At 63.2% G+C, this 25,042-nt stretch carries 22 protein-coding genes; 12 read left to right on the forward strand and 10 right to left on the reverse strand.

The window, feature by feature from the left end:
- Positions 1–151 precede the first annotated feature (151 nt).
- Positions 152–1,069 (forward strand): LysR family transcriptional regulator, encoded by a 918-nt coding sequence (locus tag O3300_RS22895; protein ID WP_070281784.1) that lies wholly within the window; start codon positions 152–154, stop codon positions 1,067–1,069.
- A gap of 14 nt (positions 1,070–1,083) precedes the next feature.
- Here the strand turns inward: O3300_RS22895 and rsmA are convergent, their stop codons facing one another.
- The 4 genes from rsmA to O3300_RS22915 form a co-directional block, all read right to left on the reverse strand.
- Entirely contained in the window at positions 1,084–1,863 is a 780-nt protein-coding gene (gene rsmA / locus O3300_RS22900) for a 16S rRNA (adenine(1518)-N(6)/adenine(1519)-N(6))-dimethyltransferase RsmA (RefSeq protein ID WP_076573213.1), read from the reverse strand.
- Between the two features lie 52 nt (positions 1,864–1,915).
- Complete coding sequence (pdxA, locus tag O3300_RS22905; protein WP_099666254.1) at positions 1,916–2,965, reverse strand: 4-hydroxythreonine-4-phosphate dehydrogenase PdxA; 1,050 nt, start codon at positions 2,963–2,965, stop codon at positions 1,916–1,918.
- Positions 2,966–2,984: 19 nt separating this feature from the next.
- Positions 2,985–4,373 carry a peptidylprolyl isomerase gene (locus O3300_RS22910; RefSeq protein ID WP_305054207.1) on the reverse strand — a complete coding sequence of 463 codons (1,389 nt, stop codon included), beginning with the start codon at positions 4,371–4,373 and terminating at the stop codon, positions 2,985–2,987.
- 103 nt (positions 4,374–4,476) lie between these two features.
- A complete protein-coding gene (locus O3300_RS22915; protein ID WP_251351310.1) occupies positions 4,477–6,723 on the reverse strand; it encodes an LPS-assembly protein LptD in 2,247 nt (748 codons plus the stop codon).
- Between the two features lie 99 nt (positions 6,724–6,822).
- Between O3300_RS22915 and O3300_RS22920 the strand changes: the two genes are divergently transcribed.
- From O3300_RS22920 to O3300_RS22940, 5 genes are all read left to right on the forward strand, one after another.
- Positions 6,823–7,890: an aminoglycoside phosphotransferase family protein gene (locus O3300_RS22920; protein WP_289912725.1), complete on the forward strand. Its 1,068-nt coding sequence runs from the start codon at positions 6,823–6,825 to the stop codon at positions 7,888–7,890.
- 62 nt (positions 7,891–7,952) lie between these two features.
- A complete protein-coding gene (gene murU, locus O3300_RS22925) occupies positions 7,953–8,672 on the forward strand; it encodes an N-acetylmuramate alpha-1-phosphate uridylyltransferase MurU (RefSeq protein WP_289907286.1) in 720 nt (239 codons plus the stop codon).
- Positions 8,672–9,994 (forward strand): aminopeptidase P N-terminal domain-containing protein, encoded by a 1,323-nt coding sequence (locus O3300_RS22930; RefSeq protein WP_305054262.1) that lies wholly within the window; start codon positions 8,672–8,674, stop codon positions 9,992–9,994. Before murU ends, O3300_RS22930 begins: the two co-directional genes overlap by 1 nt.
- Positions 9,995–10,003: 9 nt before the next feature.
- Complete coding sequence (locus tag O3300_RS22935) at positions 10,004–11,146, forward strand: FAD-dependent monooxygenase (protein WP_305054208.1); 1,143 nt, start codon at positions 10,004–10,006, stop codon at positions 11,144–11,146.
- Between the two features lie 115 nt (positions 11,147–11,261).
- The gene (locus O3300_RS22940; RefSeq protein WP_305054209.1) at positions 11,262–12,215 is read left to right on the forward strand and encodes a sensor domain-containing diguanylate cyclase; all 954 of its coding nucleotides are present in this window, start codon (positions 11,262–11,264) and stop codon (positions 12,213–12,215) included.
- Positions 12,216–12,260: 45 nt separating this feature from the next.
- Here O3300_RS22940 and O3300_RS22945 read toward each other — a convergent pair whose 3' ends face one another.
- Genes O3300_RS22945 through O3300_RS22955 form a run of 3 tightly spaced genes read right to left on the reverse strand, consistent with a single transcriptional unit; the run spans position 12,261 to position 15,189 of the window.
- On the reverse strand, positions 12,261–13,715 hold the full coding sequence (locus O3300_RS22945) for an NAD(P)(+) transhydrogenase (Re/Si-specific) subunit beta (RefSeq protein ID WP_099666245.1): 1,455 nt from the start codon (positions 13,713–13,715) through the stop codon (positions 12,261–12,263).
- Positions 13,716–13,723: 8 nt separating this feature from the next.
- Entirely contained in the window at positions 13,724–14,038 is a 315-nt protein-coding gene (locus tag O3300_RS22950; RefSeq protein ID WP_034778841.1) for an NAD(P) transhydrogenase subunit alpha, read from the reverse strand.
- Positions 14,039–14,076: 38 nt separating this feature from the next.
- A complete protein-coding gene (locus tag O3300_RS22955) occupies positions 14,077–15,189 on the reverse strand; it encodes a Re/Si-specific NAD(P)(+) transhydrogenase subunit alpha (RefSeq protein ID WP_099389220.1) in 1,113 nt (370 codons plus the stop codon).
- Between the two features lie 412 nt (positions 15,190–15,601).
- Here O3300_RS22955 and O3300_RS22960 point away from each other — a divergent pair, with 412 nt between their 5' ends.
- Positions 15,602–16,081, forward strand: coding sequence for an NUDIX hydrolase (locus O3300_RS22960; RefSeq protein WP_010401817.1), 480 nt, complete (start codon positions 15,602–15,604; stop codon positions 16,079–16,081).
- Positions 16,082–16,122: 41 nt separating this feature from the next.
- Complete coding sequence (gene mnmA / locus O3300_RS22965; RefSeq protein ID WP_289907283.1) at positions 16,123–17,244, forward strand: tRNA 2-thiouridine(34) synthase MnmA; 1,122 nt, start codon at positions 16,123–16,125, stop codon at positions 17,242–17,244.
- Here the strand turns inward: mnmA and O3300_RS22970 are convergent.
- The 3 genes from O3300_RS22970 to O3300_RS22980 all read right to left on the reverse strand — a co-directional run bounded on the left by O3300_RS22970 (position 17,241) and on the right by O3300_RS22980 (position 19,215).
- On the reverse strand, positions 17,241–17,648 hold the full coding sequence (locus O3300_RS22970; protein WP_034779039.1) for a response regulator: 408 nt from the start codon (positions 17,646–17,648) through the stop codon (positions 17,241–17,243). The genes mnmA and O3300_RS22970 overlap by 4 nt on opposite strands.
- A 50-nt stretch (positions 17,649–17,698) precedes the next feature.
- Positions 17,699–18,472: a 5'-3' exonuclease H3TH domain-containing protein gene (locus O3300_RS22975; protein WP_305054210.1), complete on the reverse strand. Its 774-nt coding sequence runs from the start codon at positions 18,470–18,472 to the stop codon at positions 17,699–17,701.
- Between the two features lie 71 nt (positions 18,473–18,543).
- A complete protein-coding gene (locus tag O3300_RS22980) occupies positions 18,544–19,215 on the reverse strand; it encodes a glutathione S-transferase (protein WP_099666242.1) in 672 nt (223 codons plus the stop codon).
- 163 nt (positions 19,216–19,378) lie between these two features.
- On the opposite strand from O3300_RS22980, the gene O3300_RS22985 reads away from it, so the two are divergent.
- The 4 genes from O3300_RS22985 to nagZ all read left to right on the forward strand — a co-directional run bounded on the left by O3300_RS22985 (position 19,379) and on the right by nagZ (position 25,003).
- Positions 19,379–20,431: a YjgN family protein gene (locus tag O3300_RS22985; protein WP_305054211.1), complete on the forward strand. Its 1,053-nt coding sequence runs from the start codon at positions 19,379–19,381 to the stop codon at positions 20,429–20,431.
- Position 20,432: 1 nt separating this feature from the next.
- The gene (locus O3300_RS22990; protein WP_305054212.1) at positions 20,433–21,446 is read left to right on the forward strand and encodes a M48 family metallopeptidase; all 1,014 of its coding nucleotides are present in this window, start codon (positions 20,433–20,435) and stop codon (positions 21,444–21,446) included.
- A 223-nt stretch (positions 21,447–21,669) separates the two neighbouring features.
- Positions 21,670–23,280: an FMN-binding glutamate synthase family protein gene (locus O3300_RS22995; RefSeq protein WP_289912715.1), complete on the forward strand. Its 1,611-nt coding sequence runs from the start codon at positions 21,670–21,672 to the stop codon at positions 23,278–23,280.
- A gap of 181 nt (positions 23,281–23,461) precedes the next feature.
- On the forward strand, positions 23,462–25,003 hold the full coding sequence (gene nagZ, locus O3300_RS23000; RefSeq protein ID WP_305054213.1) for a beta-N-acetylhexosaminidase: 1,542 nt from the start codon (positions 23,462–23,464) through the stop codon (positions 25,001–25,003).
- Positions 25,004–25,042 lie beyond the last annotated feature (39 nt).

The raw sequence follows: 25,042 nt of genomic DNA on the forward strand, positions 1-25,042 counted from the left end.
CGCCGCAAGTGCCGGCGCCGCATTCCAGGCTCTTCTCCCGAATATTGTTGCATTCAAGACAAGTAAAGACCAGTCCAGAATATGGTAAATTGCGGGATAAGAAAATTTGTTTATTTTTATAAATCCATTACTTTTTCTAATAAGCAAAATCATGCATGAGTTGAGCAAGAAGATTTCCTTACGACATTTGCAAGCGTTTTCCACCTTAGCCCGGGTAAACAGCTTCAGCAAGGCTGCACAGGAATTGTGCGTGACCCAGCCGGCCCTCAGCGCGTCGATCAAGCTGCTGGAAAATCAACTGGGAAAAAAGTTGTTTAACCGCACAACCCACCAGCTGGAACTGACGCGCGAAGGCAAGCTGGCGCTCGATTACGCCACGCATTTATTGAATACGGCGAGCAATACCTTTGCCGACATCCAGCGCGCCATCGGCAGCGGCCGCCACCGCATCCGCATCGGCGCCATCCCCTCGGCCATGGCGATGACGGCCGTGGTGGTGGCGCGCTACTGCGAGCAGCATGGCGATGAAGTGGAAATCGTCCTGTCGGACATGCCCAACGACGGCTTGCTGCACGCGCTGCATTCGGGCCAGCTGGACTTTTGCGTAGGCATCGAGGTGCCCGGCTCCGTGTCGCTGGAAAGCGTGGGCCTGTTCGAGGACGAGCTGGTGCTGGTGACGGCGGGACGCCATGCGCTGGCGCCGCTCAAGGAAGTGCGCTGGGAACAGTTGGCGGGCCAGGAAATCGTCGTGTTTACCAAGGGCAGCATCTGGGAGTTCGCCTCGAGCGCCCTGCGCCAGCATGGCTTGAGCCCGTCGAGCCTGTACCAGATGATCCACAGCGAGTCGCTGTATGGCGTGGTGCGCGCCGGCATCGCCGTGGGCATCATGCCCAGCCTGTACACGACTTTCCTCAATGACGAGGACTTGCACGTGGCGCCGCTGCGCCAGCCCACCTGCAAGCGCAAGATCGCCTTGATGCGGCGCAATGAAATCAGCCGCAACCACCATGTCGACGATTGCTTTTCAGCGTTGCGGCAAGATCTGCAACAGGTCGACCAGTGGTTTTAAGTTAAACCGGGAGCTTAGGCCGGCGCCTTCAGCAAGTTCGCCAAAGCAACATATTGCTCCAGGCCCACGGTTTCCGGACGCAGGGTCGGGTCGATGCCGGCCGCCTTGATCTGTTCTTCCGTAAACATCCCGGCCAGGCAGTTGCGGATCACCTTGCGGCGCTGCGAGAAGGCCTTCATGACCACCGCTTCCAGGGTCGCCTGGTCGCACGCCAGGCGCTCGGCCACGGGAATCATGCGCACGATGGCCGATTCCACTTTCGGCGGCGGGTCGAACGCCGTCGGCGGCACGATGAACAGCAGCGACATGTCATAGCGCCATTGCAGCATCACGGACAAACGGCCATACGCCTTGCTGCCCGGTTCGGCCACCATGCGCTCGACGACTTCCTTTTGCAGCATGAAATGCTGGTCCTGCACCAGCGGCGCGAAGTCCGCCAGGTGGAACAGCAGCGGGCTGGAGATGTTGTACGGCAAGTTGCCCACGATACGCAGCTTCTGGCCGGCCGGCACGGGAATTTGCGCGAAATCAAACTTCAGCGCATCGCCCGAGTGGATCGTCAGCTTGGCCGGATTGAAGGTCTTTTCCAGGCGCACGATCAGGTCGCGGTCCAGCTCGACCACATGCATCTGTTTCAAATGGCGCAGCAGCTGCTCCGTCATGGCGCCCAGGCCGGGGCCGATCTCGACCATGGCATCGTCCGCCTGCGGCGCGATGGCGGCCGTGATGTCGTCGAGGACGAAGCGGTCATGCAGGAAGTTCTGGCCAAAGCGTTTGCGGGCAACGTGTTTCATATTCTGTTTTTCTATTCTAGAGGCGGTGTAGCGGGGTAAAACCGGTGGGCGGTCAGGCGCGGGTGCTGGCGCGCAGCATGGCAAGCGCCGTTTGCAGGGCTTGCTCCATGCTGTGGCAATCGGCCAGCCCCAGCCCCTGCGCGGCCAGGTCCAGCGCCGTGCCATGGTCGACCGAGGTGCGGATCAGCGGCAAGCCCAGCGTGACATTGATGCCGCGACCGAAGGTCGCGTATTTCAGCACGGGCAAGCCCTGGTCGTGGTACATGGCCAGCACGCAATCGGCATCGGCCAGGTATTTGTGCTGGAACAAGGTGTCGGCCGGATACGGTCCGCGCGCATCGATGCCGCGCGCTTGCGCCGCGGCAATCGCCGGAGCGATGACATCGATTTCCTCGCGTCCCAGGTAGCCGCCCTCGCCCGCGTGCGGGTTCAGGCCGGTCACCAGGATGCGCGGCGCGGCGATGCCGAATTTCTGTTGCAGGTCGCGCTGGATAATGTCCAGGGTGACGGCCAGGCTGTCCAGCGTGATGGCGGCGGACACGTCCTTCAAGGGCAGATGCGTGGTGGCCAGCGCCACGCGCAGGGTCGGTTCGCCATGGCCGGGTTCGCCGGCCAGCATCATCACCACCTGCGGCGTATCGGTTTTTTCTGCCAGGTATTCCGTATGGCCGGAAAAGGCCACGCCGGCGTCGTTGATCGTGCTCTTTTGCAAGGGTGCCGTGACCATGGCGCCAAACCAGCCGGCCTGGATACCTTCCACGGCCGCGTCCAGGGTGGCGAGCACGGAGCGCCCGTTTTCCTTGTCCAGCACGCCGGGGATGACATTGTTGACGGTGGGAATATCGATCACGGCCAGGCGGCCCGGTCCGAACTGGGGCAGGCCGCTGTTGCGCACGGCTTGCAGCGACAGCGCCGCCAGGCGGATATCCGGGTCGATCAGGCTGGCCGTCAGCGCCAGGAAGGCGGCGTCGCCCAGCAGGATGCAGTTGACTTCATTGCGCATGGCCCAGGCCGCGCGTATGGAGATTTCCGGGCCGACACCGGCCGGTTCGCCACAAGTGATGGCGATGGCCGGGCGGCGTGCAAGGGGCAAGTTACTCATGCGCAATGAATCAGCAGCATTACTGGTCGTCCGCGCGGAATTCGACGTAGGCACGGTCGCGCACTTCGCGCGCCCAGTTTTCCGTCGCTTCTTCCAGCTTGCGTTCGCGCAAGGCATTGCGTGCGGCGGCGCGCTGTTTCTCTTTCGAGACGTCATCGCTCTTGCGTTCCAGCACTTCGATCAGGTGGAAGCCAAAGCTCGACTCGATCGGCTGGCTCACTTCGCCCGGTTTCAGCGCATTCATCGCCGTTTCAAATTCCGGCACGGTGTCGCCTGGATACAGCCAGCCCAGGTCGCCGCCCTTGGCCGCGGAACCGTCGTTCGAGAACAAGCGGGCCAGGTCTTCGAACTTGGCGGCCTTGTTATCGAGACGCTCTTTCAATTCCAGCAATTTGCGCTTGGCTTCGGCGGCCGACATGGTCGGGGTTACTTTCAGCAAGATATGGCGGGCATGCGTCTGCTGCACGGCAGCGACGGCTTGCGCTTCGGCCGCGCTGCGGCGGTCCACCAGCTTGAGGATATGGAAACCGGTGTTGCTCTTGATGATAGGCGTGATCTGGCCCGGCTTCAGTTTCAGCAACTGTTCCGTGAACAGGGGCGGCACGCGGTCGCTATGGCGCCAGCCGATATCGCCGCCGCTCAGCGCATCGCTGGCATCGGAATAGGTGGCGGCCATCTTGGCGAAATCGGCGCCCGTGCGCAGCTGGCGGCTGACTTCTTCGGCGCGCGCGCGGCGCGCGGCGATCTGTTCGGGGCTGGAATTTTCCGGGATGCGCACGAGAATCTGCGCCAGGTTCAGTTCCACCTGTTCGCTGGCGGCCGCTTTTTCCGCTTCCAGGAAGTTATCCACTTCGGAATCGGAAATCTGGATCTTGGCATCGACTTCATGCTCGCGCAGGCGCTGCATGATGATTTCATCGCGGATTTGTTCGCGGAAAGTCGCAAACGGCGTGCCTTCCTTTTCCATCTGGTTGCGCAGTTCCTGTACCGTCATTTTTTGCTGTTCAGCAATACGGCTAATCGCGCGGTCCAGGGTCAGGTCATCCACGCGCACGCCCATTTCCTTGGCCAGCTGCATTTGGGCGCGTTCAACAATCATGCGCTCCAGCAATTGACGACGCAGGTCGGCAGGATCGGGCAAGGGCACGTTCTGCGCCTTCATGCGCTGCTCCACGCTCGTGATGCGGGCCGCCACTTCATTACGCGTAATCACCTCGTCATTGACGACGACGGCGATGGAGTCGATGGTCTGGCCACTGCTCGAGGCCGGTGGTGTGAACCCCTTGGCCGGTGCCGCGGCGGCGGGCTTGGCGACAGGCGCTGACGCAGCCTGTTGCGCCCAGACACTACTGGTCGTGGCGCCGGAAATGGCGCACAACAAAACCGTTGCAATTTTGAGTTGGTGCATACTGGCATTACGCATAATGTGTAGAGCGCTCATGAGTTCAGGTGAATAAAAAAACCGGTTTGTGCCAGCGCCGGGAACACCGGCGGCGGCAACGGTGCCTATCTTAACGGAGTGGCTGGCTCAGTGTCTGGTAACCAGGGATGGTTTTTGTAAAAGTTTCCAGGCCATTCGCGCCCAGACCCAGGCCATTCGACAAGCCCGTCAATTCCAGCTGGAAGAAGATCGGCGTCGAAACGGTATTGGACGTCGTCACGAAACGCTGCGCGCCCATGCGGAACACCCAGCAATCGCCCTTGTATTCCAGGCCGACCAGGCTTTCCAGCATGCTGCGGTTCTTCAAGGAGTAACTGATGCGGCCCACGCCATACAGGCGGTCCGTCAACGGCCATTGCGTCGATACTTCCGCATTGCGCCAACCGGCATCCCCACGCTGGAAACGATTGCTGAAATTCAATACTTTCTTGGCACCTGGCTGATATTGCAAGGTGTAGTTGTAGTTCATCAACTGGCGATCGCTGGGATTGTACTGCACCAGGCTGTCGGCGGTCCAAGTCTCGGACACGCGGCCCGTCGCGGCCAGCAGGATGTCCGAACGCGACTGGTTGACGGGCGTGGTCGAATTGAGTTGCACGCGCTGGTCGGCAAAATAGAAACGCTGGCCGAAGGTCAGGCGCATGCGTTCCGTACCGTCCGCCTGCAGGAAGCGCGATACCAGGGCGGCCGTGACCTGGTTGGCGTCGCCGATGCGGTCGCTGCCGACAAACCGGTTTTCCGTGAAGATTTGCGTCAGGTTGAAGGTGCCGTCGGCCGTATCGAATTTCGGGAACTGCGACTGGTCGCGGTACGGCGTATAGACATAGAACAGGCGCGGTTCCAGAGTTTGCGTGCCGCCCTTGGCGCCAAACAGATTTGTGTCGCGTTCGAACACCAGGCCGCTGTCGACCGAGAAAGTGGGCACGGCGCGCGTAAACGAGGTCGTATTGAACAGCAGCGCCTTGGTTCTGGCATCGTTATCAAGCTGATATGCGCTGGCATTGAGCATCAGCTTGGGCGTGACGAAGTAGCCAGGGCGCACGATGGGGAAACTCACCTGCGGCACGGCCACGAGGCGCGACCCTTGCACCTGGGTCGGATGAGCGAAACGCGTCGCTTCCGCGTCGAAGGTCCAGTCGAAGCCGCCCCAGACGTCATATTTGCCAGCGTGGAAGTTCACCGCCGGCAAGCGGTCATACGGGCGCGGCACGGTCGCCGTGGGATCGGGATCCTGCAGCACCTGGTAATTCTGCACGCGCGCCGTCAGGCTCCAGTCCTCGGTGCGGTAATCGGTGCGCAATTCGCGCAGCAACTGGCGCTCGGTGGCGGTGGCGACGGTTTTCGAAAAATCGTTCGGGTAATTATTGTCGGACGCCTCGCGCAAATCCCAGCTGTAACTCCAGCCCTTGGCCAGCGCCTGCTCATGCTTGGACTTGATCATGTAGCGGTTGGTCTTGGTTTGCTTGTCGTTAGGCAAGAATTCAAACGATGTTTCGCCCTGGTACAGGCCGGCATCCGTCTCGCCCATGTAGCGGCCCGTCGCACCGAGCTGGATGCCGCGCCGCTGGATGTAGCGCGGGTACAGGGTCAGGTCGCGGTTCGGCGCAATGTTCAGGTAGTACGGCATCAGCAGCTCGAAACCGTTCTTCGAGGCAAAGCCCGGCGTGGGCGCCAGCCAGCCCGAGCGGCGCGCGCCCGACAGCGAAAACGAGATGCCCGGCGTGCCCAGGATCGGCACGTCCTTGAAATAGATGATGGTCTTGCTGCCGGTACCCACGTCGCGGCCCGTATCGAGGTTCAAGGTGCTCGATTTCAGGTACCAGTCCGGATTCGGCCCTTCGCAGGTACTGTAGGTACCGTCGATGACATTGGCTTCATCGGGGTTGATGAAGTCGACGCGCTCGGCCTTGCCCTGGCCGCCGCCCACTTCGAAGCGGTATGTCGGGTTGAGCAGGAAACCCTTGCCGGTCTCCATGTTCAGCTTCAGGACGTCGCCCGTGTAGTAATCGCCGAAACGCCACATCTTGATATGGCCCTCGGCGTCGAACTCATCTTCAACTTGTTTGTAACAAGCTGTATCGGCCGTCATTTTTGTGGTTTTTCCGCGCTCAATCACGACATTCTGATCGAGATTGAGCTCCCTTTCGGGGCGTCCCTTCATGCTGTTCGCCGTCATGACGGTGGGCGCGTCGGGATCTTCCACATGAACCGGACGCGGCGCTTTCTGGGCGTGGACAGGCACCGTCGTGGCGGCGACAAGCGCGCTGATGGCGAAAGCCCAGCGCTGCGAAGGGGGGGAGGCCGAAAACCAGCTCATGAATTGGAAGGGGCAAGCACCATTGACAGGCGATTTTTTGATTTGAATCCCTTATTATATGGGAATCTGCACCATCAACCCGATTCCACAGGCCGCTTAATGTCATTCTCCCCCAATTCCCCTGCCGCGCCGGCCTCCGCCGACGCTCGCCTGACCCTGTTGAAAGCCTGGTTGGCCCCGCTGAACCTCGTTGCGCCCGATTCCGCCCGCCCCGCTTCCAGCGATGCGAGCTTCCGCCGCTACTACCGTCTCGATGTGCTGCCAGGCAATACAACATTGCCAGGAAGTACATTGATTGCCATGGATGCGCCGCCCGAGCGCGAAAACGTGCCCGCCTTCGTCAAGGTGGCCGGCTTGCTGAAAGGCGCCGGCGTGTCCGTGCCCGAGATCATCGCGCAAGACCTGGAGAATGGCTTCCTGCTGCTCTCCGACCTGGGCACGACCACCTACCTCGACGCCCTGAACCACGACAATGCCAGCGTGCTGTACGCGGAAGCGCTCGAGTCGCTGATGAAAATCCAGCTGGCCAGCCAGCCGGACGTCTTGCCCGAATTCGACCGCGCCTTCATCCTGCGCGAAATGAATTTGTTCCCGGAATGGTTTATTGGCAAGCACCTGGGCGCCACCTTGACGGATGTGCAACAAACCCAGCTGGACAAGGTCTTCGAAGCCATCACGGCGAATATCTTGTCGCAGCAGCAAGTGTTCATGCACCGCGACTACCATTCGCGCAATTTGATGCACATCAACGATGGTTCGATTCCCAATCCCGGCATCCTCGATTTCCAGGACGCCGTCTTCGGCCCCGTCACCTACGACATCGCCTCGCTGCTGCGCGATGCGTATCTCCAGTGGGATGAAGAACTGGTGCTCGACTGGGTGATCCGCTACTGGCAGCGCGCCAAGCAGCTGGGCTTGCCAGTCAATCCCGACATCGACGCCTTCTACCGCGATTTCGAATTCACGGCCCTGCAGCGCCACCTGAAAATCCTCGGCCTGTTCGCGCGCCTGAATTACCGCGACGGCAAGGATCTGTACATGGGCGACCTGCCAACCGTGCTCGATTACGTGCGCAAGACGGCCAACCGCTATACGGAACTCAAGCCGCTGGTGCGTCTGCTCGATGCATTGGAAAACAAGACCCCGCAAGTCGGCTATACATTCTAGGCACCTTCCCGCTGCGCGGCATGCCCGCGCAGCCGACTTACCGATACAGAAAACGACTACCCATGAAAGCCATGATCTTTGCCGCAGGCCGCGGTGAACGGATGCGTCCGCTTACCGATACCTGTCCCAAACCGCTGCTGAAAGTGCGCGGCCGTCCACTGATCGTCTGGCATGTGCTGAACCTGGTGCGCGCCGGCATCACGGACATCGTCATCAACCATTCCCACCTGGGCCACCAGATCGAGGAAACCCTGGGCGATGGCAGCGCGTATGGCGCGCGCATCGCGTATTCGCCCGAGAGCACGCCGCTGGAAACGGCGGGCGGCATCGCCCAGGCGCGCCACCTGCTGGGCGAGGAGCCATTCCTCGCCATTTCCGGCGACATCTATTGCCCCTACTTTGATTTCACGCAAGTACTCGACGTGCTGGCCGACAAGGACGTGCTGGGCACGCCGTATCCGGCCGACCAGCGCGACATCGCCTGGACGTACCTGGTGCCCAATCCCGACTTCCATCCCACAGGCGACTTCGGCCTGACCTTGTTCGCGATCAACAATACGGACGACACCAAGTGGACCTTCGCCAATATCGGCGTGTACCGTCCCGAGATGTTCGACGGCATCGCGCCCGGCAGCCACGCCAAACTGGGCGATTTGCTGCGCCAGTACGCGGACCAGGGCCGCGTGGGGGGCGAAGTCTATCCGGGCGAATGGACGAATGTGGGCACGCCGGCACAGCTCGACGCCCTCAACGGCGTCACGGCCAAGGCCAGCGCAACATGATGGCCAACTACGCGGCACGGCGCGCGGCGCTGCTGGCGCAGATGCTGCCGGGCAGCGTGGCCATCCTCGCCACGGCGCCCGAAGTGCCGCGCAACAGCGATTGCGATTATCCGTACCGCCACGACAGCTATTTCTATTACCTGAGCGGCTTTACGGAGCCCGACAGCGCCGTGGCACTCGTGGCCGCCAGCGCCACGGCGCCGGCGCGCGCCATCCTGTTTTGCCGCGCCAAGAATACGGAGCGCGAAATCTGGGACGGTTTCCGCCACGGCCCCGAGGCGGCGCGCGCCAGCTTCGGCTTCGACGCCGCCTTCCCCATCGAGGAACTCGACGTGGAAATGACGCGCCTGCTGGCCGACGTCCCCGCCATTTACTATGCGCTGGGCGGCAGCCTCGATGCGCAGGTCAAGGTCTGGCGGCACAACGTGCGGCAAAAGGCCCGCAGCGGCGTCACGGCGCCCGCCATCGCGCATGACATCCATGGCATGCTCGACGCCATGCGCCTGCTGAAAGACACGCAGGAACAGCAGTTGATGCGCCGCGCGGCCGCCATTTCCAGCGCGGCCCACGCGCGCGCCATGCGCGCCACACGGCCCGGCATGCACGAATACGCGCTGGAAGCGGAGCTGCTGTACGAATTCCGGCGCAGCGGCGCGCAATTCCCCGCGTATTCCTCCATCGTGGCCGGCGGCGACAACGCCTGCATCCTGCATTACAGCGCCAACAACGCGGTATTACAGGACGGCGAGCTGGTACTGATCGACGCCGGCTGCGAACTCGATGGCTACGCCTCCGACATCACGCGCACCTGGCCCGTCAACGGCCGTTTCAGCGGCCCGCAGCGGGCCCTGTATGAACTGGTGCTGGCCGCGCAACAGGCGTCGCTGGACATGGTGCGCCCCGGCTTGCCGCACAGCGCCATCCACGAGGCGGCCGTGCAGGTACTGGCGCAAGGCATGCTGGACCTGGGTTTGCTGGACCGGCAGAAAAGCGGCAGCGCGCAGGACGTCATCGCCGACAAGGCTTATATGCCCTTCTACATGCACGGCACCAGCCACTGGCTGGGCATGGACGTGCACGACGTGGGGGCCTACCGCGACACGGACGCGCCCGGCAAGCCATGGCGCCCGCTCGAAGTGGGCATGGTGCTGACGGTGGAACCGGGCATCTATGTGCGTCCCGGCGCGGGCGTGCCGGAGCAGTTCTGGCATACCGGCATCCGCATCGAAGACGATGTGCTGGTCACGCCGCAAGGCCACGAAGTCTTCAGCACGGCGCCCAAGGGTGTCGCTGAAATCGAACAACTGATGTCACAGGATTAACGCCGCCGCATGCATACACCGTCCACTTTCGATCTCGCCATCTGCGGCGCCGGCCCCGTCGGCATGGCGCTGGCCGCCCTGCTGGTGCAGCGGGGCTGCCGCGCCGCCGGCATCGCCATGCTCGACGCCAAATCCCTCGACCAAGCCAGGCGCGACCCGCGCACCATCGCCCTGTCGCACGGCAGCCGCCAGATTCTCGAGGAAGCGGGCGCCTGGCCCGTGGCGGCGACCCCGATTCACCAGATCCACGTTTCGCGCCGCGGCAAGTTCGGGCGCAGCCTGATGGACCGCGGCGAGCATGGCGTCGAGGCGCTCGGCTATGTGGCCCGTTACGGCGCCGTCGTCAGCGCGCTGGCCGACGTGTGCGAACGCCTGGGCGTGGCCAGTTTGCGCCCGGCCCTGGTCACTGGCAGCGTGGAAGACGCCGATGGCGTCAGCGTGCAGCTGGAACGGGAGGGCGCCGCCTCGAGCTTGCGCGCCAGCCTGCTGGTGCAGGCCGAGGGCGGCCTGTTCGGCCAGCAGCCGGAACGCGCCGTCAGCCGCGATTATGGTCAAAGCGCCATCATTGCCCACGTGCGCACCAGCGATCCCGTCGCCCACCGCGCGTACGAGCGCTTCACCGACGAAGGGCCGCTGGCCCTGCTGCCGCAGGACGACGGCTACGCGCTGGTCTGGTGCGTGCCGCCCACGCGCGCGGAACAGTTGCTGGCGCTCGACGAGGCAGCCTTCCTGGCGCGCCTGGGCGCCGCCTTCGGCAGCCGCCTGGGGCGGTTTACCCACACGACGCCGCGCCTGGCCTATCCGCTGGGTCTGAACGCGCAGGCGGGCGGCACGGCGCGCACGGTCGCCATCGGTAATGCGGCGCAAACCCTGCATCCGGTCGCGGGACAAGGCCTGAACCTGGGCTTGCGCGACGCCGCCGTGCTGGCCCGCGTGCTGGCGCAGGACAGCAGCCCGGCCGGGCTGGAACGCTACGCCAGCCTGCGCCAGGCAGACCGGGGGCTGACCGTGCGCGTCACCGACACCATGGCGCGCATCTTCACGGGCAGCGCGCCCACGCAAGGCTTGCTGGGCCTGTCGCTGGGCCTGCTGGACGCATTTCCCCCTGCGCGCAAGACGCTGGCCGAGCTGATGATGTACGGCCGCCGCTGAGTCTTAGCAATAAGGAAAGGGCACGGGCGAAAAAGAAACAGGCGGGCGATCCGGCATGGAGTAAACGGCCCGCGGATGCGACAATGGCTGTCACCTGGCTTTTGGCGACCGTTCCATGACAGATGCATTGCCCGCAGCACCGCCTGCCGCTCTTCCCGAAGTCCTCTTTTCCCGCCTGCTGGAAGACGCCCTCGACGCCGTCATCATCATCGACGAGCATTGCCGCATCCGCTATATCAATGGCGCCATGCAAACGCTGTCGGGCTATGCCAGCGGGGAATTGCTGGGCCAGACCCTGAACGGCCTGCTGCCCGACGCCGTCGGCGCGCAGCATGACAACCATGTGCTCAACTACATCCGCAGCTCGCGCACCTCCAGCGTGCTGGGCAAGATACGCGAATTCGCCATCCGCCACCGCGACACGCAAATGATCCCCATCGAAATGAAGGCGATGGACCTGGGCGTGGTCGACGGCATGCGCTATTTCGGCGCCTTCTTGCTCGACGTGCGCGAACGGCGCGAACTGGCGGCGAAAAACGCCAGCCTGCTGGCGCAGCTGGAACAGCAGGCGCTGCACGATGCGCTGACGTCGCTGCCGAACCGGCGCGCCTATGAAGCGCAAGCCGAGCAGGCGATGGCGCGCGCGGCGCGCAGCGGCGCCGCCCTGAGCGTGGGCGTGGCCGACCTCGACCACTTCAAGAAGATCAACGACCGCTATGGCCATGCCGTGGGCGACGCCGTGCTGCGCACGGTGGCGCAGGCGCTGCGCGACACGGGACGCATCACCGATGTGGCGGCGCGCCTCGGCGGCGAGGAGTTCGGCCTGCTGTTCCCCGACGCCAGCCTGCAGCAGGCACACCAGGTGGCCGAACGCATCCGCGCAGCCGTGGCGGCGGCGGTCACCGTGCTGCCCGACGGTTCCCCGCTGCACGTCACCATCAGCATCGGCGTGGCGCCGCTGGTGCAAGGCGCCAGCCTGGATGCGGCCATGTCGGATGCCGACAAGGCCCTGTATGTCGCCAAGCACCAGGGACGCAACCATGTCGTCGCGGCAGCGGCCGGCCAATAAAAACGGCCCGCGCAAGGCGGGCCGCTCCTCCTGCACCGGTAGACTTTACTCGATTGCCTTCACCATATCCTCGATCACCTTCTTGGCGTCGCCAAACACCATCATCGTGTTCGCCTGATAGAACAAATCGTTGTCCAGGCCCGCATAGCCGGATGCCATCGAGCGCTTGTTGACGATGATGCTCTTGGCCTTGTAGGCTTCCAGGATCGGCATGCCGGCGATCGACGATTTCGGGTCTTTCGCCGCGGGGTTGACCACGTCGTTCGCACCCAGCACCAGCACCACGTCCGTCTGGCCGAATTCGCCGTTGATGTCTTCCATCTCGAAGACCTGGTCGTACGGCACTTCCGCCTCGGCCAGCAGCACGTTCATGTGGCCCGGCATGCGCCCCGCCACCGGGTGAATCGCATACTTGACGGTGACGCCCTTGTGCGTGAGCTTTTCCACCAGCTCTTTCAGCGAGTGCTGCGCGCGCGCCACGGCCAGGCCGTAGCCGGGCACGATGATGACGGTTTCCGCATTGCCCATGATGAAGGCGGCGTCGTCGGCCGAACCGGATTTCACGGGACGCTGTTCCTGCGCGCCCGCCACGCCGGCGGCCGGCGCATCGCCGCCGAAGCCGCCGAGGATGACGTTGAAGAACGAGCGGTTCATGGCCTTGCACATGATGTACGACAGGATCGCGCCGGACGAGCCGACGAGCGAACCGGCGATGATCAGCATCGAGTTATTCAGCGAAAAACCGATGCCGGCCGCGGCCCAGCCCGAGTAGCTGTTGAGCATGGATACCACCACCGGCATGTCGGCGCCGCCGATGGGGATGATGATCAGCACGCCCAGCGCAAAGGCGATGACGGCCATGACGATGAACGGCGTCCAGGCCGGCTCGGCGCCGTCGGCAAAGCAGAACACCAGGCCCAGCGCGATCATCACCAGCGCCAGCACCAGGTTGAGCATGTGCTGGCCCTTGAAGCTGACGGGCGCGCCCTGGAACAGGCGAAACTTGTATTTGCCCGACAGCTTGCCGAAGGCGATCACCGAACCGGAGAAGGTGATGGCGCCGACAAAGGTGCCGATGAACAGCTCGAAGCGGTTACCGATGGGCAGCGCCTCGCCCTGTTTGGCGATATTGAAGGCCCATGGCTCGGAGACGGCCGCCACGGCGATGCACACGGCCGCCAGGCCGATCAGCGAATGCATGGCCGCCACCAGTTCCGGCATCTTCGTCATTTCCACGGTTTTCGCCAGGTAGGCGCCGATGGCGCCGCCCGTGACGATGCCGATGATGACGAGGGTCAGGCCCATGCCGCCCGCTTGCTGCTCCTTCAGTTTCAGGATCAGCGCCACGGTGGTGACGGCGGCAATGGCCATGCCGCTCATGCCGAAGGCATTGCCGCGGCGCGCCGTCGAGGGCGACGACAGGCCTTTCAAGGCCTGGATGAAGCACACCGAGGCGATCAGGTACATCATCGTCACCAGGTTCAGGGTGACGAAGCTCATGGCGTGACTCATTCTTTTGCTCCTTGCTTGGCTTTCGGTTCTTTTTTACGGAACATCTCGAGCATGCGCTGCGTGACGAGGAAGCCGCCAAACACGTTGACGGCGGCCAGGGCCACGGCCAGGGTGCCGGCCGCCTGCGCCAGCGGGCCTTGCGTCAGGCCGGCCGCCAGCATGGCGCCGACGATGATGATGGCGGAAATGGCATTGGTGACGGCCATCAGCGGCGTATGCAATGCCGGCGTGACGGTCCAGACGACGTGGTAGCCGACATAAATGGCCAGCACGAAGATGATCAGGTTAATGATGGTGTGACTGATTTCCATGATGTGGTTCTCTCCCGGTGCCGCGTTGTTTTTGTAACTTATTTACGTAAGATTTCGCTGCCCGCACACACCAGGCTGGCCTTGATGATTTCATCCTCGCGGTCGATCAGCAACTGGTCGTCCTTGTCGATGATGAGCTTCAAGAAGTCCAGCACGTTGCGCGCATACAGGGCGGAAGCGTCGGCCGCCACCAGGGTCGCCAGATTCGGTTCGCCCACGATGTAGACGCCGTGCTTGAGCACCGTCTTGCCCAGTTCCGAGAGCGGGCAGTTGCCGCCCTGCTCCACGGCCAGGTCGACGATGACGGAACCGGGTTTCATGGCCTTCACCGTTTCTTCGGAAATGAGCACGGGCGCGGCGCGGCCGGGGATCAGCGCCGTGGTGATGATGATGTCGGCCAGTTTCGCCCGTTCGTGCACCAGTTCGGCCTGGCGGCGCATCCAGTCGGCCGGCATGGCGCGCGCATAGCCGCCCGAACCCTTGGCGATCTCTTTTTCTTCATCGGTGAGGAAAGGCACGTCGAGGAACTTGGCGCCCAGCGACTCCACTTGTTCCTTGACGGGCGGGCGCACGTCGGACGCTTCGATGACGGCGCCCAGGCGCTTGGCCGTGGCGATCGCCTGCAGCCCTGCCACGCCCACGCCCATGATCAGCACGCGGGCCGCCTTGACGGTGCCGGCCGCCGTCATCAGCATCGGCATGAAGCGCTGGTAAGTGTTGGCCGCCACCAGCACGGCCTTGTAGCCGGCGATGTTCGCCTGCGACGACAGCACGTCCATCGACTGCGCGCGCGTGATGCGCGGCACGGCTTCCAGGGCGAAGGCGGACAGGCCGGCCGTGGCCATGGCGGCGATATTGTCCGCGTCAAACGGGTTCAACATGCCGATCAGCACCGTACCGCTGGCCATCAGGGCCCGTTCATCGGCATCGGGCGCGCGCACCTTGAGCACGATGGCGCAGCCATAGGCTTCCTGGGCGGTGCCGATCTGCGCGCCGGCGGCGGCATACGCGTCGTCGGGAATCGATGCTTGCAGGCCCGCTCCCGATTGCACGACGATCTGATGTTTGGCTGCCAGCTTCTTGACTGTCTCGGGCGTTGCTGCCACCCGTGTTTCACCAGGCCGTGTTTCGGCCGGTATGCCTATCCTCATGATGCCTCCGCTAATTGATAAACTGACTAGAATCTAACACGGAAAGCAGCGCGTTAAACGTTTGTGAACCAGCAACTTTTAGTCGTACGACACTAATTTCACCAGCATCCCACGATTCGTTTCACCATGCGGCGCGGCGCCCATATTGTGGGAAAGGTGTGTCAATCTCACCACAGTCGAGCGTGCGTGCGCGCTTGTTTTGGCCACAGGGAAAGCCTATATTAGCGGGCGTTTCCTGCCATCTTGGCGACTAAGCCCCCATGCTAGTGCGCTCCCCGGGAAAGACGTAAGTACCTCCCACCGCTATTTGCTAAAACGTTGTCATTTATCAATATGTCCGCGCAACAGAAGGCCGGGTTCAAACCGCGCGCGCAGAACAAGATAAAATGTCGGCTCTTTCAAGGATGGAATCATGCCGAGAATCTGGAAACCCTCTGTCACCGTTGCCGCCATCGTCGAGCGCGACGGCCTGTTTTTACTGATTGAAGAAGAGACCAGCGAAGGCATCAAGCTCAACCAGCCGGCCGGTCACCTCGACCCGTTCGAGTCGCTGGAACAGGCGGTGATCCGCGAAACGCTGGAAGAAGCGGCCTACGATTTCATCCCCACGGCACTGGTCGGCATGTACATGTCGCGCTATCAGTCACTGCGCACGGGCGAGGACGTGACCTATTTGCGCTTCACCTTTTGCGGTACGGCCGGCGCCGAGCATGACCGCCCGCTGGACGAAGGCATCATCCGCACCCTGTGGATGACGCGCGACGAGCTGGCGGCGTGCCAGGAACGCCACCGCAGCCCGCTGGTGCTGCAGTGCGTGGACGAATACCTGGCGGGCCGGCGCGCGCCGCTGGCCCTGCTGCACACGCATGCGTCCGTTTTCAATAGCGCATAGCTACACGCATTGCCATATTATTAAAGTAACTGGAAAGCAAGATGAGCAAGAAGAAAGTCGTTATCGGCATGTCGGGCGGGGTCGATTCCTCGGTCGCGGCATGGATGCTGAAGGAACAAGGCTATGAAGTCATCGGCCTGTTCATGAAAAACTGGGAAGATGACGACGATTCGGAATACTGCTCCACGCGCCAGGACTGGATCGACGCGGCCAGCGTGGCCGACGTCATCGGCGTCGATATCGAAGCCGTCAATTTCGCCTCCGAATACAAGGACCGCGTGTTCGCCGATTTTTTGCGCGAATACCAGGCCGGCCGCACGCCGAACCCGGACGTGCTGTGCAACGCCGAAATCAAGTTCAAGGCCTTCCTCGACCACGCCATGACCCTGGGCGCCGACCTGATCGCCACCGGCCACTATGCGCGCGTGCGCCAGGCGCCGACCGATGCGGGCCGCTACGAGCTGCTGAAAGCCGTCGACGCCAGCAAGGATCAAAGCTACTTCCTGCACCGTTTGAACCAGGCGCAGCTGTCCAAGACCTTGTTCCCGCTCGGTGAAATTCCGAAGACGCAAGTGCGCCAGATCGCCGAGAAACTGGCCCTGCCGAACGCGCAAAAGAAGGATTCGACGGGCATCTGCTTCATCGGCGAACGCCCGTTCCGCGAATTCTTGAACCGCTACCTGTCGTACAAGCCCGGTCCCATGAAGACGGCCGACGGCAAGACCGTGGGCGAACACGTGGGACTGAGTTTTTATACGCTGGGCCAGCGCAAGGGCATCGGCATCGGCGGCGTGAAGTCGTACCAGAACGCGGACGGCAGCAGCGACGCCTGGTATGTGGCGCGCAAGGATATCGCCAACAACACCCTGTGGGTGGTGCAGGGCCATGACCACCCGTGGCTGCTGTCGCCATCCTTGACGGCCGACCAGGCCAGCTGGGTGGCAGGCAGCGCGCCGCAGGCGGGCGCCTTGAGCGCCAAGACGCGCTACCGCCAGGCCGACGTGGCTTGCCAGCTGCTGCCGGACGGGAATGAACTGTTCAGCCTGGCGTTTGACCAGGCGCAATGGGCCGTCACGCCAGGCCAGTCGGCCGTGCTGTATGACGGCGACGTCTGCCTTGGCGGCGGCATCATCGCCAGCGCCACAGGTTTGGCTGGCAGCTAGGAATTGCCTTGCGCGGCGGCAGCGAGTGCCTGCTGCTTGCGCACCATGGCAATCACCGTATTGCGCACGGTTTTCAGGACCGTGTCGGCCATGAACGGTTTCACGATGAAGCCCGACACGCCCATGGCGTGGGCCGCCTGCAGCGAGGCGGCGTCGATGCCGCCCGAAACCATGAAAATGAGCGTCTTCGGATACTGGGCGCGGATGGTCTGCACCACATTGCTCCCGTCTTCCACCTGCTCGCGCGCGATGCACACGAAATGCGGGTGGTGCTTGACCAGCAGCGCCAGCCCCAGCGCGCTGGTATGCGTCTGCCCGCAGACATCGTAGCCGCCATCGGTCAGGACCGTGTTCAGCAGGCCGCGCGCCACGGCGCTGCTATCGATCAGGACTGTCTTTAACATCATGATTACTTTCCTTGCTTGATTTATTCCGTGTTCTGGCCAAAAGAGCTCTATTTTTCCCACACGAGCTTGTTCCAGGTCACGCCTAACGTGACATCCGTTTTCAGCGCCACTAACTTTCTTGAAAGATACAGTATTTCCCGCTCTTTTCGCAGGCTTTCGCCCAGCGCGCCCGGCAAAATGCCCGCGCCCGCCATCACGGCATCGATATTGCCGTAGGCGCGCAACAGTTTCGCGCCCGTCTTCAGGCCGATCTTCGACACGCCGGGGATGCTGTCGGTGACGTCGCCCATCAGCGCCAGCAGGTCGGGCAGCAGGTCCGGCGGCACGCCGAACTTTTTCTCGACCCAGGCGTGGTCGTGCCAGACGCCCTTGAAATGGTCCCACACGAGTGCGCCGTGGGCGATCAAGCCGTGCAAATCCTTGTCGGTGGTGGCGATGACGGCCGCGCCGCGCCCCTCGTGCAGCCAGCGCATGACGGCCGTGCCGATCACGTCGTCGGCTTCCACTTCGGGAATGCTGACCACGTGCATGCCGAAGCTGGCCAGCGTGGCGTAAAAGCCGGGCAAGGCGTCGCGCAGCACCTGCGGCATGGGCTGGCGCCCCTCGCGGTAACCGGCATACAGGGCGTGGCGCCAGGTGGGGCCGCCAAAGTCGAAGGCCGGCAGGATGTGCGTCGGCTCGTGGTCGTTGATGAGGGTGCGGAACGACGACAGCGCATGGCGCAGCGCGATCTCCGCCTTCAGGTCGGAATCGGGTTCAGGACTGGCTTCGTAGACGCGGCGTACGATATTCAAGCCGTCGATAGCGAGGAGTCTGGCCATGCGGTAAGTGGATACTGGTTGAATCGGGCATTTTACCGTATGGTTCCCCGCACATCGGCCTTGAATGCCCCTTATTTGACGAAATCGTAGGGCCCGCCTTTTTCCAGCGCGCGCTGGTAGGCCGGGCGTGCATGGATGCGCTGCAGGAAGGCCGTCAGCTTGGGCAGGCGCTCGTCGAGTCCGCCGCGCATGGCCGCCGCTTCCAGCGGAAAGCTCATCTGGATGTCGGCCGCCGTGAACTCATTGCCGGCAAACCATTTGGTTTTTTCCAGCTCCGCTTCCATATAGGCCAGCTGGCTGTTGATATTGGGCATGATGAAGCTGCTCTTGACCTTGCTGGCGATGCCGCGCGCGATGGGTTTGACGAAAAACGGCATCGGCGACGACTCGACCTTGTCGAACACCAGCTTCAGCAGCAACGGCGGCATGGCCGAGCCTTCCGCGAAATGCAGCCAGTAGGTCCAGCGCAGCTTGTCCGGCGTGCCCGCCGCCGGGATCAATCGGCCATTGCCGTAGCGCTCGACCAGGTAGTCGATGATGGCGCCCGATTCGGCGATGGTGTTGGCGCCATCCGTGATCACGGGCGACTTGCCCAGCGGATGCACGGCCTTCAGCGAAGCGGGTGCCAGCATGGTCTTCGGGTCGCGCTGGTAGCGCTTGACCTCGTAGTCGAGGCCCAGTTCCTCGAGCAGCCAGAGCACGCGCTGCGAGCGCGAATTGTTCAGATGGTGGACGACGATCATGGTTTTCCCGGTAACAATGGTTGAGTTCCAGTATAGCCGGGGATGGCCGGATCGGGTCAGCGCAAGCGAATCGACGAAAATATTGCGAAAAACAGTATTTTCAATTGATAACTTTTCAATAATCCCTTATCTTGTTTTGTTTCCAATAAGTAAGGAAACCCCTGTGGATTTCGACGCAAACAACACTACTCCCCGACAAGAAGCCATCACCTTCAGTGCCACCGGCAGCGAATACTTCCGTATCTGGATCGTCAACCTGCTGCTGAGCATCGTCACCCTGGGCATTTATTCCGCCTGGGCCAAGGTGCGCCGCAACCGCTACTTTTATTCGAGCACCCACCTGGCGGGCGGCAGCTTCGAATACCACGGCAACGCCGTCGCCATCCTGAAAGGCCGCATCGCCGCCGTGGTGCTGATCGCCGGCTACAACATCGCCTTCCAGGTCTCGCCCATCGTGGGCTTGCTGATGTTCGTGCTGCTGGCCGCCATCCTGCCCTGGCTGGTCTGGAAAAGCCTGCAATTCAAGCTGTACAACACCAGCTACCGCGGCATCCGCTTCGGCTTTGGCGGCAGCGCCAGGGAAGCCTACAAGTACTTCCTGTGGCTGCCCATCCTGAATACCTTCACGGGCGGCCTGATGACGCCTTTCCTGCACCAGCGCCTGAAGCGCTTCCAGCACACGCAAAGCCGTTTCGGCGCCACCCATTTCAGCTTTGACGCCACGGTCGGCAGCTTCTACAAGACCTATTTGCTGTTCTTCGCGCTGCTGCTGGGCGGCTTGCTGGTCCTGATTTTCGTCGTCTTCGGCAGCGTGTTCGCCTCGTTTGCGGCCAATGCGAATGACAAGACCAAGGTTGGCAGCCTGCTGTTTGCCATCGGCGCCCTGTACCTGTGGGCGTTCACCGTGCTGCCGCTGTTCCTGACCATGATCCAGAACCTGATCTGGAACAATACGCGCCTGCAGCAGCACCAGTTCCAGTCGCAGCTGACGTGGGGCCGCACCACCTTCGTCATGCTGAGCAACCTGCTGGGCATCGTCGTCACCCTGGGCCTGTTTACGCCATTCGCCCACGTGCGCTGGCTGAAGTACCGCCTGGAAGCGACGTCCATGCTGGTGCACGGCAGCCTGGACGAATTCGTCGCCGCCACGGGCCAGCAAGTATCGGCCACGGGCGAAGGCGTGGTCGACCTGCTGGACTTCGACCTGTCGCTGTAGCATGACGCTCGATCACCACGCGCCGGGTGCGGCCCCCGTGCCCGCGCGCTATTTCGACGGCCAGACCTCGCGCCTGTACCACGTCACGCTCAGCGTGCGCGATGGCCAGGCCGTGCTGGCCGGCGACATCGAGCGCAGCTGCCCGCTGGGCGAACTGCACGTGTCCGAACGCAGCAGCCACGCCGTGCGCAAGGTCAGCTTTGCCGACGGCGCCTACCTGGAAATCGCCGACCAGGCAGCCTTCAACAGCCTGCTGCACGACACGGGCCACCGCGACGGCTGGGTGGTGCGGCTGCAGCAAAGCTGGCGCGGCGCCCTGCTGGCCACCGTGGCCACCATCGTGGCCCTGTGGCTCAGCTATCAATACCTGCTGCCGCTGGCGGCCAAGGGCATCGCGTATACCCTGCCGCAGTCGGTCGAACGGCAACTGGGCCAGGGCGTGCTCGACATGCTGGACCGCCATGTATTCGCGCCCAGCCAGCTCGATGGCGCGCGCCAGCAAGCCTTGCGCGCCCAGTTCGCGCGCCTGGCCACGCCCGGCGACAGCACGCCCGAGCACCGTATCGTGTTTCGCAAGAGCAAGATCGGCCCGAACGCGTTTGCCTTGCCGTCCGGCGACATCGTGCTGACCGACGAAATGATCGAACTGCTGCCGGACGACCAGGCCATCATGGGCGTGCTGGCGCATGAGCTGGGGCATTTGCAGCAGCGCCACCTGACGCGGCGCATCATCCAGACCTCGGCCGTGGGCGCCGGCGCCGCGCTGCTGTTCGGCGACGTGTCGACGGTGGTGGCGACCCTGCCGCCGCTGCTGCTGGACTTGAAGTATTCTCGCGACGTGGAACGCGATGCGGACGACTACGCGATCGCCATGCTGCGCCAGAACGGCATCCCGCTGGAACACCTGGCGCAAGTGTTTGTCGCCCTGGGCAAGCTGGACCACGGCACGCCGTACCTGTCGAGCCATCCGGCCAGCACCGAACGGGTCGAGCGCATCCGCGCCGCACAACGGTGAACACCTGACCAAACATACTGCGCGTCGCGCTTTGCGGCCGGCGATGCTCACCGTACTAAAGTACGGTTGCGCTTCTCGGCCACAAATTGCTACCGCTCGCTACGGTTTTGTCAGGTGTCGCACGTATGGATAGCGTCACTCTGACAGTACACTTTGCCAGTCAGCAAGATCTACAAATCACCGGTACACTCAGCAATATCAGCCTGACTTCCCCGGAGTGCCCATGCACCTAGTACCATTTCGCTACCTGACCTTCATTGCGACGGCAGCCATCTTTGTCCTGTCCCTGTTTTACTACGATCACTACTGGCTGCCCGTGCTGGCCGGCGCGCTGACCCTGGTCGGCATCAGCGACCTGCTGCAAACGAAGCGCGCCCTGCGCCGCAATTACCCCATCCTCGCGCATTTCCGCTTCTTTTTTGAAAGCATCCGCCCTGAAATCCGCCAGTATTTCCTGGAAAGCGACAGCGAAGCGACGCCGTTCTCGCGCAGCCAGCGCAGCATCGTCTACCAGCGCGCCAAGGAGCAGACGGACAAGCGCCCGTTCGGCACCCAGCTCGACGTGTACGAAGCTGGCTATGAATGGATCAACCATTCCATCGCCCCCGCCAAGGTGACGGGCCACGACTTCCGCATCGACATCGGCAACCATCCGGACTGCCCGCGCGCAAAACCGTATTCGGCCAGCGTCTTCAACATCTCGGCGATGAGCTTTGGTGCCCTGTCGGCCAACGCCATCCTGGCCCTGAACGGCGGCGCGCGCAGCGGCGGCTTCATGCACGACACGGGCGAAGGCAGCATCAGCCCCTACCACCGCGAAAACGGCGGCGACCTGGTGTGGGAAATCGGCTCCGGCTACTTCGGCTGCCGCAACCAGGACGGCACGTTTTCCGAGGAACGCTTCATCGCCAACGCCAGCTCGGAGCAGGTGAAAATGATCGAGCTGAAAATGTCGCAGGGCGCCAAGCCGGGCCACGGCGGCGTGCTGCCGGGGCCGAAAGTGACCATCGAGATCGCCACCACGCGCGGCGTGATGGTGGGCGAGGATTGCGTCTCGCCGGCGGCGCACAGCGCCTTTTCCACGCCGCTGGAAATGCTGCACTTTATCGACCGCCTGCGCACGCTCTCCGGCGGCAAGCCGACGGGCTTCAAGCTGGCCATCGGCCACCCGTGGGAATTCTTCGCCATCGTCAAGGCCATGCTGGAAACGGGCATCACGCCCGACTTCATCGTCGTCGACGGCAGCGAAGGGGGCACGGGCGCCGCGCCCCTGGAATTCACGGACCACGTGGGCACGCCGCTGCAGGAAGCGCTGGTGCTCGTGCATAACACCCTGGTGGGCGCCAACCTGCGCGACAGGATCAAGATCGGCTGCTCGGGCAAGATCATCACGGCCTTCGACATCGCCCGCCTGCTGGCGCTGGGCGCCGACTGGTGCAATTCGGCGCGCGGCTTCATGTTCGCGCTGGGCTGCATCCAGTCGCAAAGCTGCCACACGGACCGCTGCCCCACGGGCGTGGCCACGCAAGACCCGCAGCGCCAGCGCGCGCTGGTGGTGTCGGACAAGATCTCGCGCGTGGCGCACTTCCACCAGAACACCATGAAGGCGCTGGCCGAACTGATCGCCGCCGCCGGCCTGGCGCATCCGCAGGAACTGCGCCCGCACCACCTGGTGCGGCGCATCTCGCCGAACCAGGTGAAACTGGCCTCGGCCCTGCTGCCCTTCCTCGAAGCGGGCCAGCTGCTCGACCCGAGCCAGCTGCCGCAGCTGCCGCCCGTGTTCGGCCTGTACTGGCCGAAGGCGCAATCGGCATCGTTCCAGCGCCTGGATTGAACCCGGCTTTGCGCAAGTTGAGCAATACCACTTAATAACCACTTGCGCAAAAACCCAAATCCAATACAATACCAAAATAAGGTCAAAACCAAGGCAGCTTTCCGGTGAGCGCTCCATTGCGCCGCCGCGGGCCACAATACGGACTTGTCGTCATCAGAATGAATACCGGAGGAGTTGCAGCATGGAGCAGGGTTTGCGCGAGAAAGTAGGACAGCTATTCATGGTGGGCTTCGACGCCCTGCAGGCGGACGAGCATATCAAGACCTTGATACGCGACAAGAAGGTGGGCGGCGTGATCCTGTTCCGCCGCAACGTGCATACGCCCGCGCAAGTGTCCGCCCTGTGCCGCGAACTGCAGGAAATCAACGCGGAAGTGTCCGACATTCCGCTGCTCATCTCCATCGACCAGGAAGGCGGCATGGTGATGCGCATCGAGCAGGGCGTCACGCCGATTCCCGCGGCGATGGCTTTCCAGGCGGCCGGCTCCATCGACGACTGCGAACGCATGAACCAGATCAGCGGCGATGAAATGCGCCAGGTGGGCATCAACCTGCTGCTCGCCCCCGTGCTGGACGTGAACAACAACCGCAACAACCCCGTCATCGGTGTGCGCGCGTATGGCGAGGATGCCGCCACCGTCATCGACTACGGCATGGCGGCCATGCGCGGCCAGCGCGCCAGCGGCATGGCCGTCACCGCCAAGCACTTCCCCGGCCACGGCGACACGGCCACCGACACGCATTACGCCATGGCCCTGGTCCCGCACGACAAGGAACGCCTGCGCGCCGTGGAACTGGCGCCGTTCCGCGCGGCCATTGCCGGCGGCGTGGACGCCATCATGACGGCGCACGTGGTCTTCCCCGCCTTCGAGGCCGACACCAGCGTGCCGGCCACCCTGTCGAAAGGCGTGCTGACGGACCTGCTGCGCGGCGAGTTGAAATACCAGGGCGTCGTCATTACCGATTGCCTGGAAATGGCGGCCATTGCCGACGGCATCGGCATCGCCCAGGGCGCCATCGCCACCCTGCAGGCAGGCGCCGACATCGTCCTCATTTCGCACCGCGAAGCACAGCAGACGGCCGCCATCGACGCCGTCATCGCCGCCGTGGAGCGCGGCGACATCGCGCTCTCCCGCATCGACGCCGCTTGTGCCCGCGTGGCTGAACTCAAGCGCAACCGCGCCGTGCGCGACTGGCGCACGCGCCCGCTCACGCCGCCGGCGCTGATGCAGCCGGCCGCCATGGCCCTGTCGCAGCTGCTGCAAAAAGCGGCATTGCGCGTGCAGGGCGACTACCGCCCGCTCGACGCCAGCCTGCCCGTGACCCTGCTGACGGTGGAAGTGCGCTCGCGCAGCGAAATCGACGAAGTGGCGCTGGGCCGCAACAAGGAAGCGCGCAGCTCGATGCTGCCGGCGCTGCTCGAAGCGGGCCTGGACGTGCGCGAGTACGCCTTGTCGGCCGAGGCGCTGGACGACGAAGTCAATGCAGCCATCGCCTTTGCGCAAGGCGCGCAGCAGATCGTGCTGCAAACGTATAACGCCATGTTCGTCGACGGCCAGCGACGCCTCGTCGACGCCCTGCCGCAGGATAAACTGTGGCTGGTGGCGGGCCGCCTGCCGTATGACCTGGACCTGGCGCCGAAGGCGCAAGGCCGCCTGGCCGCCTTCGGCTGCCGTCCGGCCGCGCTGGTGCCCGTAGTGGAAAAACTGGCGGGCAAGGCGTAAAGCCACGCCCCCTCCTGCACATGCCGGGCCTTGCCCGGC

This window comes from Janthinobacterium sp. SUN206 (assembly GCF_030587305.1).
GTDB classification, from domain to species: Bacteria; Pseudomonadota; Gammaproteobacteria; order Burkholderiales; family Burkholderiaceae_D; genus Janthinobacterium; species Janthinobacterium kumbetense.